Source organism: Secundilactobacillus kimchicus JCM 15530, assembly GCF_001433995.1.
Classification (GTDB): domain Bacteria; phylum Bacillota; class Bacilli; order Lactobacillales; family Lactobacillaceae; genus Secundilactobacillus; species Secundilactobacillus kimchicus.
In genome coordinates this window covers 92385-104631 of sequence record NZ_AZCX01000007.1, presented here as the reverse complement: position 1 = coordinate 104631, position 12247 = coordinate 92385, and the positions used below count along the sequence as shown (strand labels likewise).

Here is a 12247-nt window from a genome sequence, read left to right as displayed (position 1 = left end):
TCCACAGTGGCAAGGTGAGTAAGGCAAGTGGTAATAACAGTAGTTTAGCCACTAATAATAGTGGGAAGAACAACCAACCGATTGCCATGCCGATCAAGAACTTAGCGAGGTCTGCCAAAAGCTTAAGTAATAACAACCCAAGCAATAGTGGTAAGAACAACAATGCTAAGAGCAATAGGTGTGCTAAGAATGCCAATGGCAAGGCTAGCAGGAATGGTAACGTCGCAAGCAAAGCAGCCAAACCAAGACCAATCAAATCAGCAAGGCCTTTAAGAATCAAGAATTCAGTTACTAATGCTGGAATGGCGAGCAAGAATGGAATACCACCAAGCAGTAAGCCAATTGGCAAGAGCAACAACCACTTAATCAAGTCTTTGATCCCTGAAAGAATCAGGTGAGCCAAGATTTGAAGTGGCAACGTCAACCAGTAAAGTGGACCGAAGAGTGCTGTTCCAATCAGTGCCAACAATGGGTACAAGAACAAGCCCTTCAGGAATTTACCGATCCCGTGTAACAGACCCCACAGTGGCAAGGCTAACAAGGCAACTGCCAGAGTGAAGAGAACGTGGATGATGAACTTCAAGATTGCTAACAGCAATAAGCCAAGAGCAACTAAAGCAATCATCTTCAATGGCCATGAGAGAACGTGGAGGATTGCACCCAGAAGGAACAATGCTGCAGTAATCAGTGGCAAGGCCATCAAGAAGCCGAACAACAACCATGGCAACGCTGCTAAGAACGCTGCGATTGCCAACAATGCAAGTGGCAACAGGCTAAGTAAGCCTAAGAGTGCCAATGGCAAGGTCAACAACATCAATGGGAATGTCAGCAGTTGGTGAAGACCTGGGACGAGCGTCAAGCCGAGCAAGGCCAAGTTGGCCAAAATAGCTAACAGTGAACCTAAACCAAGCAAGAGTGTGACAGGCAATACACCGAACAAGGCAGCTAAACCAAATGTGATCAAGCCCAGAACGCCGGCAATCAACAAGTTAAGCAACTTGAGACCGAGGGTTAATGGGAGCGTGATCAGCGCTGAAAGCGCCAACGTACCAAGTAACAAGAGTGGCAAGGCCAAGAGAAGCAATGGCACAACTGCCAACAAGATAAATGGTAAGAGCAATGGAAGAACCATCAAGCCCAGTAATACGAGTGGCAAGATGACCCCGATCACTGGTACTAACAAGAGTGCCAGGATTAAGAGGAACATCCCTGCCAACATTGAAGCAATCAATGGTAACAAGATCAATGCTGCAATTGGGGCAATAATGCCACCGAATGGCGCAAGCGTCAAAATTGCGGTGAATGAAGTTGATACGATTGGCCATAGAATACCCATAACCAGGATGTTAAATGACAGTGCGGTTAACAAACCAGTACCGTATTGACCAACTAACCAGTAAGTCAGACCACCAATAAGAAGTGGAATCCAACCAATAAGTGGCACCATAGTACCAAGTGCAATGACGAACAGGATTGGGCTTTCGAACAGGATGAACCAAATAATTGGCACAATCCCGAACGTTAATGGCAACCAAAGGTGAGCCATTGCGAACAGGCTAGCAACCAGTGTCCCAATTGAAGTAAGCCCAATAAGGAGCATTGCGATTACGGCTAATGGGAACAGCAATGGATGTGCTAAGAACGCAGCGATAAATGTTGGAATTGAGATACCTGCGATGAGTGCGGCGTTGAAGATCAACAGCAACACATCACCGAAGACAGTGATTGCCCAGTTGAAGACAGTTAAAGCAACAACTTGCATAACGGCAAATGGTACGTAGATCCACATCCCGATAACACCAGGGTTAAGTGGTCCACCAAAACCAAGGGAAGCAATGATCGTCCCAACAATTGTGACAACCCCTACAACTGCCCAAACGGCAAGGTTGATGTCCAGAATAATCCGAACAAACCATGGGTTGATCAAACCGATGAAGACGAAGGTTGCAACCATCAATGCAACGATTGCAAGTGCGCCAATTGCGGCAACCAAACCGGCACCAAAGTTAAAGCCAAATGGCAGGAAGAATGATGCTGCGGCAATCAACAAGAACAAACCAATTGACAAGACTAATTGAATTGGGCCCCCAACAAGTGAGAACAAATCAATAATCGTGAAGACAATGTTAATTGGGTTGATCCAGTTCAAGAATGACCCAAAGAAGAACAGAACCGTCAATGGAATAAAGAAGATTCCAAGGCCGAAGTACAAGATTGGGTTCGTAACAGCGGTATACAACATAACAATGTTGCCCGCAAGATCTGCTAATGGGTTCGTAGCAAATTGCAACAAGATTGGTGCAAATAACCAGAACAGAACGAGCATCCCAGAAACACCGAAGATCAGTGGCAGGATGAACAATCCAAGACCGATTAGCAGAACTGGAAGTGAGATCAACAACATGATTAGTAACCCACCGATGATACCTGGAATGAACCAAGTAGCAGCAAGGTCAACCAAACCGAAGATGACATTTCCGAGAAGGCCCATGAATACTGGGAAGAAGATTGCGGCACCAATTGCGGTGAGCAAACCAGTTCCGTATTGACCAATCAACCAGTAGATAAACCCGAATAATTCAGGAATCCAACCGATAACTGGGAACATAGAGCCCATGACAATGACGAACCATGCTGGGTTGTTAAAGATTAAGAACTGTAGGAATGGAACAATCCCGAACGTAAATGGCAACCACAGAACGGCCATCATGAAGATTCCGGCAAGACCAATCAAAATTGATGCCTTACCAAGACTTGAGAGACCAAACAACAGAAGTGGTGAGATCAACCAAGCCAGTGGGTTGATGATGTTTCCGAGGAATGACATCAACAAACCGATTTGCATGAGACCGGCAAGAACAGGCAAGCTAATTGCAAACAAGCCGAAGTTCAAAGCAAGTGTCAATGCGATACCAATCAGGGTGAAGAGAACAACTTGCATAACAGCAAATGGTACGTAAATCCACATACCGATGTTAGCGGGGTTCAATGGACCCCCGAACCCGACAGACATGAAGGCTGCGATGAAGATGGTAACAAGCCCAACAACGAGCCAGATAACCAAGTTAATCATCAGCGGAATGGCGATCAAGTTGATTTCGTTCAAGAACATAATGCCCGTAAGCAAAATCATACCAAGTTTAGCCAATTCCAGTGGCCAGAATGCCAATGGGTTCAAGAAACTAATCAATTGGAAACCATCGATAAGAAGGATGGTACCGATTGGTAAGACGAGCAACCCAATGATAGCGATGGCAGAGATTGCAACAAAGAGGATGTGGAATGGATTTGCCCAGTTCACAAGACTCCCTAAGAACAGTGCCAGCGTCCAAGGAATTGAAATAAATCCAAGACCGAAGAACAAGACTGGGTTTGTAACAGCCGTGAACATCATAATAACGAAGCCCATGATGTCGGCAATTGGGTTAACTGCTAATTGCGTGAAGATTGGTCCGAAGAACCAGAACAGTGTGATAACGCCCCATAAGCCAAGATAAGCTGGCAACAAGAACAACAGCACCATAATGATTGCAATTGGAATACCAATGACCGCAAAGAAGATTAATGCCCCGATGATACCAATTGGAATAGCCAACAATAGGATTGGTAATACCGCACCCAGAGCTGCAAGACCAAAGACAACTAATCCAAGGAAGCCCATTGCGACAACAATGTAAATTTCAAATGAAACAGCTGCAATTAAACCAGTACCGTATCCACCGACTAACCAGAAAATCATCCCACCAATAAATTGGGTGATCCATCCGATTATTGGAATATTTGAGGATAACGCAATGACGAACCAAGCTGGGTTAGCAAATATCAAGAACCAGAAGAAGGCAACGATATTAAACGTGGCTGGTAACCATGTGACACCAAATGAGAAGATGCCTAAGATACCAAGCACGATTGCAGAAACGCCAAGCGTAGCAAGCCCTGCAACCCCAATAATCCAAGCGAGTGGGTTGAGTAAGTGGTTAAGAATTGTCAGGAATAAACCACCTTGCATTAAGCCGAAGACAATTGGCATGCCTAAGATTGCGGCAAACACATCAAGAGCCAACATCAATGCAATTGTGATGACGCCCAACAAGACACTTTCAATACTTGCCAATGGTAGGTAGACCCACATTCCGATAACACCGGGTTGTAAGATTCCGCCTGACCCAATTGAGAAGAATTCGCCTGCGAAGATGGTTACAAAACCAACGATTAACCAAATTACGAGGTTAATAGCCATTGGGATGGCAACAATGTTCGCAGCGTTCAAGATGATAACGACCCAAAGACCGATGGTCAATAACATCCCTGCCCCAAGCAGAAGACCTGCAAGAACTGAGAATGGATTGAGGAAGCCAATGAAGTCAATGATCATCAAAGTACCAACTGCAGCGAGTACCAGTAATGCTAACGCTGGCAAACCAACGACAGCGATTGCCACAAGAATGTGGAACAACACGTTGATTGGGTTTAACCAGTTAACAAAGGCACCGATGAGGAAGGCAATTGTTAGTGGAACAGTGAAGATACCAAATGCCAAGAAGAGTGGTGCATCAGTAACGGCGGTGTACGCCATGATGATGAAGGCCACAAGGTCAGCAATTGGGTTAACTGCTAATTGAGTCAAAATTGGAGCAAATAGCCAACTTAATGTGATGAGCCCAGTGATACCAAAAATAATTTCTGGTAAGAAGAGCAATAGTGAAATTAAGATGATTGGGAGTGCTAACAAGCCCAAGAAAATTGCCGTTCCAATCAATGAAGGAATGAACCAGCTAATACTCAAGGTTGCAAGACCCCAAACGACGTTGTTCAAGAGGAACATAGCGCCGATGATGAAGATAGCGAATGAGAGTGCGGTTAATGCACCGGCACCCCACATCCCAACTAACCAGTAACCGAATCCGAAGAGCAATGGAATCCAGCCAATAACTGGGAACCATGCACCGGAGATAATCACGTACCAGATTGGGTTTACAAAGGCTAAGTACCAAGCAAATGGCACGATACCGAATGTAAATGGCAACCAAAGTACGGCGGTACCAAAGACTTGAGCAATTGCCAAGATAATTGAGGAAACCCCAGTTAAGGAGAAGAACCACAACAGTAATGGTGTCAAAAGCCAAGCAATTGGGTTAAGGATGTTACCAAGCAATGAAGCGACAAGCGCAATAATCATTGCACCGATGATCAGTGGCATAGCCAACAGAACCACAAACAGGTTAGCGGTCAGCATGAGAACCAACGTGATCAAGGTTACGAAGACCACTTGCACTGGAGCAAAGATGATGTACATCCACATCCCGATGTTAGCTGGGTTGAAGATACCACCAAAACCAAGTGACATGAACGCAGCAACGAAGATTGTAACCAAACCGACAACGAACCAGATTGCAAGTTCGATAGCCAATGGGATAACAACGATGTTGATGGTGTTCAGTAACAAGATAATCGTCAAGATTTCAAGCAATACCTTGGCAGCTGCAAAGCCCCAGAATGCAACTGGGTTCAAGAAGTTCAACAACTGGAATGCGGTAATGCCAAGCCATGCCATGATTGGAATAAAGAACAAACCAATTGCAGCAACAATAGCAATGCCGTTAAAGATTAACCGAAGTGGGTTAAGCCAGTTGGCAAACATACCAACAAAGGTCAACAACGTAGCTGGAACGGTGATCAATGCTAAAGCGAAGTATAGGAACGGATGTTGAAGTGCCGTAAAGACAAGAATAACAAACGCTACAAAGTCGCTAAGTGGATCAACAGCAAGCTGCGTGATGATTGGTGCTAAGAACCATAACAAGATAACGGTTGCGAAGACGCCGATGATCGTTGGCAAAATGTTAAGCAAGGCGGTGATGATCAACACTGGAATGGAGATGATGGCAAGTAGGATGATGGCACCAATAATACCGATTGGCAAAGCAATCAAGATAATTGGTAACACGGCACCCAACATAGCCAACCCAAAGGTAATGTTGAAGAACAGAGCCATGCCGATAGTAATAAAGATTTCGAACGATATCGCAGTCAAAAGACCGACACCGTATTGACCGAACAACCAGTACGTGAACCCACCAATTGCTAGTGGAATCCAACCAATAACTGGAATGTTAGTCGATAATGCAAGAACCAGCCAAGCTGGGTTTTGCAAAATCAGGTAAGCAACGATTGGAATGATGTTAAATGTCAATGGTAGCCATGCTTGGGCTAAGAAGAAGAACCCAAGAACTGAGGCGATGATTGAGAAGATTCCAAGTGTTGCGAAGCCTCCTACCCCAATAATCCAAACAATTGGATTGAGAAGGTGGTTAAGGACTGTTAAGAACAGGCCAATGCCTAATTGAGCCATGATAAGTGGCATACCAATGATCAAAGCAATGACGTCAACGTTAAGCATTACTGCAATACCGAACAATACAAGTAAAATTGATTCTACGGTTGCAAGCGGAACGTAAATTAACATTGCCAAGAATGCTGGGTTCAAGATGCCGCCCATCCCACCTGAAAGAACAGCTGCGATAAAGACGGTAACGAGTCCAATGATCAACCAAACGATGAGGTTGATTGCCAATGGTACAACCACGAATACCAAGGTGTTGATGGTCAGCAAGATAACCAAACCAATGTTCAACAGAGAACCACCAATAAGGAGTAATCCGGCGAACCACGAGAATGGGTTGAGGCTGAGGGCATCAACGATAACAAGCACACCGATGATCAAAGCAGCAATGACCGGAATGGCCAGCAAGCCAATAACAGCGATGGCAGTAATAGCGTGGAATAATGCGTTCAATGGGTTGATCCAGTTAACGAATGAACCGATGAAGAATAAGATCGCCAACGGAACGTTAATGAGACCGAAGCCAAAGAACAAGATTGGGTTGGTGACAGCGGTGTACGCTGAGATAACAAAACCAACTGCGTCAGCGATTGGGTTCACGGCTAAGACCAATAAGATCGGAGCGAAGAACCAAATCAGTTCTGCTGAAAGCAAGAAGCCAAAGATCAACAGCGGAATTGCTAAGAGCAATACCCCAATGATGATTGGTAATGCGATTGGCAGAAGATTCAACATTGCGATACCCAAAGCAATGGCACCTAAGATAAGGGCAATTACGATTGGGATAATCAACAATGCAGCGGCGAGGCCCAGCAAAATTAATGGCAAGAGCACAGCGCCAATTGCTAACAATGGCAACAAGATCAGTGGTAATACAAGACCCAACAATCCGCCAAGCAAGTTAGCAAGAGTATTTAAACCAAGCAGCGTAACCAACGAGACACCTAAGGCCAAAGCCAAGGCACCTAACAGGTTACCTAACATACCGAGCAAGGCCAATGGTAACCCAATAAAGAGTGATACCAAGCCAAGTGGAACGGTAATTAGATTTAAACCAGGAATCAATGCGGTCAATAGACCAATCAAGATAGCTGGCACGATTACAAGCGCTAATAAACCTAAGAACAGTGGTAAACCACCGAACAATAGTGTTGCTAAGAATGCCAAACCACCAATGAGCAGTGAAGGCAAAATACTTAGCAAGAATGCGTTCAACAAGTGCAATGGAATCAATAAGATTCCGAGCACTGGAACAGCAAGTGTAACCACGTCAAGTACCAGTTTGGCCACCCAACCAAACAATAAGCCCAGGATCAACGCACCAGCAATGGTGGCGATACCTGCAAGCAGGCCCCCTCCAATTGCTAAGATCCAGAGCAAACGAACAGGGACTAACATATAAAGAAGCACTTTAGGCAAGGTTGTGATAAGTGCATCAACGAAACCAATACCAAGACCAATCACGTCAAGGATCAAGAATCCAATCCGGATTGCAGCGTTGATTAATGTTTTAACAATAAACAAACCTACCAGAATAACTGGTAAAGCTAAGGCTTCGATAAAGCTAAGAAGAGGCAATCCGAACAATACTAAGAAGTTCAAAGTAAAGTAGATTGCAGCAATTCCAAGCGTAATTGGCAATGTGATTGCCGCAAATGGCAAAGCGATCACACTAAATATGAATGCGCCAATAAATTTGGCGATGTTCACTAGTGCAAGGCCTGGCACAAGTAAGTTCCCTAAAAGGTCAAGTGGTAACCCAAAGAGGACTGCAATTGGAGCTGCCAAGCCCAATACACCAACAAACGCTGGGATTACAACAAACAGTTCAACTATCAGGCCCGCAACGGGGTCTAAAATAGCAGCTGCTGTTGCAATCAATGTATGTATTGAGTTAGCAACAATTCCAAGTCCAACAAGGGTCAAACCAATAAGATCCGTACCGATCTTGACGGCACCTAATGCGAAATCTTTTGCCATGTGGAGCAACAAGAGAATTGCAAGGAATGGTGCGGCAAAGGTCAACAAAGTAACAGGGATGAAAGCCAAAACACGGTTTCCAAGAAGTACACGAACAGCCAATGGGCCAAAGGCAACAGCAATCAAACTACCAGTAGTAACGGCAGTCTTAATTGCCAATCCGCCAGCATCAATGGCTAATTTAAGTCCAGGTAAGACAACTGAAATTCCGAGAACGAAAGTCGTGATGATAAAGCCAATCGCAGTAATCAATTCAAGGAACTTCTTGAAGGCCCACCCAGCAACTGGAATCAGTGCCAATAAGACCATAGCGATCTTCACAAGAAGTGGAGAAGCTAGGAAGATTGGCAGTGCGATAGCAGTCAATAGCAGGAAGATAACAAGTTTTGCGATATCAACAATGAAACCAATGGTGAACTTGTTCAAGAAGAACAAGGCGCCAACGATCAATGCCAACAAGACAAGAACTCCTGCTAAACCGATAACGAAACCAGTCACTAAAATCATAGGCAACAAAATTAAGCTAGCGATTACGAGAACTGGCACAACTACGAGTGCGAGGCCACCTAAAATCATCAATGGAGCTGCGATGAAGACAGTTGGACCTGCAATCAAGAGTGCGACAGCCAGGCCGCCAAGGAATGATGTTGCTGGTACGACAAACAGTAGTCCGATGAAGACTGCCAATGGGATAACAATGTGGTTTTCAAATAGGGTTAATCCAACCACACCAAGTGCTAAACCAATAGCAACCAAGGTAGCTTTAGCTAAACCTGACAGAGTTTCATAACCGAGCCAGAGAACCCCCAGAGTCATTAAGCCTAAAGTATTACCAATTGGGTTAAGGATGTTGAGTAGAAGTAAACCTACAACTACTACGGCGATACCAATCTTAACCACAGCCTTGAATGCGTGCCATGCAACAAATGCAATGGCAGCAATTCCAAGCACGATCGGAGCTACGACGAACACGAGTGGTGCGCCAGCGATAAGGTTAGCTGCCACGAGTGAAATTGTCGTATCTAAAACGACTTTAATGGTGATTGGAGCAAGCAAAAAGCCTGCAGTTCCGCCCACAATCAATAAAGGAAGTACAAAAATAGACAGCGCAAGCAATGGCAATAATAGAGCCATTGGGATCGTAACTGGGGCTGTTAAAGTAGCCGCGGTCATTGAACCCGGAGTCAATGCTTTTCCAGAAACAGCTTGTGATGTAGTAGTAGCTAAAGTTGAAGCTGCAGGAGCAGCTGCGACCGTACTATTAACATTAAAGAGTTTTCCGAAGAAATTCCCAACGCCTGAGAAGAGTTTCGAGATACCAGAGAACATCCCTGACATTAACGAGTTACCGCCAAACATTGATCCAAGGCCACCGAGCATTGAGTTGCTTGAGGTCTTTTGAGTTCCTTTAGTCAAGTTCATCAAAGTCAAAAAGTCTTTAGGACTTGAGAAAAAGGCACCGATCATGTTGCCGATTGCGCTAATGCCTTTGGAGTTTCCGTTACCTTGCATTTTAACCAACGTCTTGTACAACGATGAGTTTTGCAAAGTTGACATGTCGACTGCTTCGTCGAACATACCTGGAGTCGAAGCCTTTCCCAATGATTTGAGAAGTGCTGGCATTTGTGCTTCTAATGAAGAGGCATCTGCAGTGTTTGAGCGTCCATCAATAGTGATGCGCGCATATTTACCAGTCGTTAACGGAATCTCGTAGTACCACATCTGACCATTCCCAGTTGGGCTGTCAGGCAACTTATCCGCAATATCATGTAAGATCCACGGGAGTGTTTTAACAATCTCCCCCTGTTCCGTGGCAGTTGCCCAGGAACTAGTCTTATCATTAATTTGCGTTTGGATATTGTTAAACAGTGCGGTTCCTTCAGAACTATCCGCAGTTTCAGTTGCCGTAGCAGCTTTGACCGCTGTCTTGTCCGAAGTCGTTGACTGAGTTGAACCAGTTGCTGTCCCCGTTGTTGCAGCCGTATTAGCTGTTTGGTTCACAGCGTTTGAAGCCGCATTTTCAGTGGCAGTGGTTGACTCAGTTGAACCTGCAACCGTTTGGGCAGCCGTATTAGTGGTTGCCGCATCCGTCGTTGCAGTCGTATTAGTCGACGTTGTTTGACTGGATTGGAGTTGTTCCTTCAGCGTAGCAGTTGGATCACTCGCTTCAGGAGCCGGGGTCGTAACGTATGTGACGTTACCAGACCCCGCGGACGAAGTTGAATTACCATCAGTCGTCGGTTCTGACGACTGGGTAATCTGCGTCCGATTCAATACGGTATTATAAGCATCCGTGGCAGACACGTTGTCAGACGAACTTGTTTGCGTTTGCTGCGTCGTTGAGTTCGTCGTGGCAGTGGTCGTTGACGTCGTTTGTGACACCGTTGCAGCTGGTGTCGACTGGCTAACAGTCGAACTAGTTGTCGTAGTGGTTGCAACTGGCGTAGCTGGCGTAGCCGGCGTTGCAGTGGTTGCCTGATTAGCCGTTACACTAGTTGTTGACGAAGCGGTGCTTGCTGATGGTGCCGTCGTTGAAGTTGTCGTTACCGGCGTTGTTGAACTTGACTGCGTCGTCGCAGGAGTCGCGGTCGTGCTAGTCGTTGTTGAACTTGGCGTTGTAGTCGAACTTGTTGTCGATGGCGTCGTCACAGCAGGCTGCGTTGCCGTAGCGGTTGGTTGAGCAGTGGTCGCCGTACCAGTGGTTGCCGTACCACTTGTTGAACCAGTCGTCGGGGCGACCGCTGATGCTGTACTTGATGGTGTGGTCGTGGTCGGCGTCGACTGAGCGGCCGTCGTAGTCGTGGTCGAAGGCGTCGTTTGAGTCTGTTGAGTAGCTGCAGTATTTGGTGTTGCAGCAGCGCGACTCGTCGTTTGGCTTGCCGAGCCATTCGACTGGGTAGTCCCTTGTTGCTGGGTACCCGGTTGTTGCGTCTGTTGCGAATTACCATTTTGCTGTTGCTGCTGATTTTGACTCTGAGTCTTCTTCGACGTTGCTTGACGAACTGACTTAATCGAGTTGTGACCAATAGCTAAAACGTGATCATCAAATTGCGCTTTTGCTTTCGTCGTCATTTTGACGTTTTTGGTTGGAATAGCGAATGCTTGACTATAAGCACCAGAAGTTAATGACTTTTTAAAGGTCAGTTGCAGCTTCGTACTGCTTAACTTTTTATAGCTAAACGGTAGGTTGTCTGATTTGCTGGCTTGCAGGTGTTTCAAATTAACGTTCTTATCACTGAATGTGTAAGTGATCGTTTCACCCTTTTTGACAAAGTTGATATCAGAGGGCCGAACGGAAACGTCTAACACCGGCACCTTGTGAGAATACTTAATGGTTGATTTGATCAACTTGTTCGTATTCCGGTCAGGCGTCGTCGCGTTAGTCACACCCTTTTTCGGGTCTTTTAACTTCTTGTTCTTAGCCGCAGCATTAACAATGCTTTCCGCACCAAGGTAGGCCTCCACTGCAGAACTTGTAATCAGCGGTGTCATTAAGACCGTTGCTGATAAGCCGACAATGAGTTGTCTACCACGTTTCTTAGTTAGCTTTTTCATAACGTATTGAATTCACTTCCTTTCCTTTTAGTTTTGAGACGAAGAGCAGCTGCTTCATTCTTTTAAAAAGCGCCAAGCGCCTATCAGATGATAAATAAACAGTTCAAACTCCCCATCGTGAGTGACGTGGCAAACCGAATGAGTTAAGTGACCAAAAAAAACGGGCGACGACAATTTGACTAAAGTACCAACAAATTTTAAACCCTTCAACATCAGCAAACCGAATACGTTTAGTGCCAATCAAACTTTCAACAATGACCGAACAAACCGAATGACTTAGCGACGTAGCAACGATCTCGCCCTCCTGAGAGTGCCACCTCATCAGAAGATTGAAACCAGCCAAATAACAAAGGATGTTATTTAACTATT

At 45.4% G+C, this 12247-nt stretch carries 1 protein-coding gene; it reads right to left on the bottom strand.

Annotation, left to right across the window (positions count from 1 at the left end; all coding sequences use genetic code 11):
• The coding region (locus FC96_RS09420; RefSeq protein WP_056942810.1) for a hypothetical protein at positions 1-11878 on the bottom strand (11878 nt) is incomplete at its 3' end.
• Between the last annotated feature and the right edge of the window lie 369 nt (positions 11879-12247).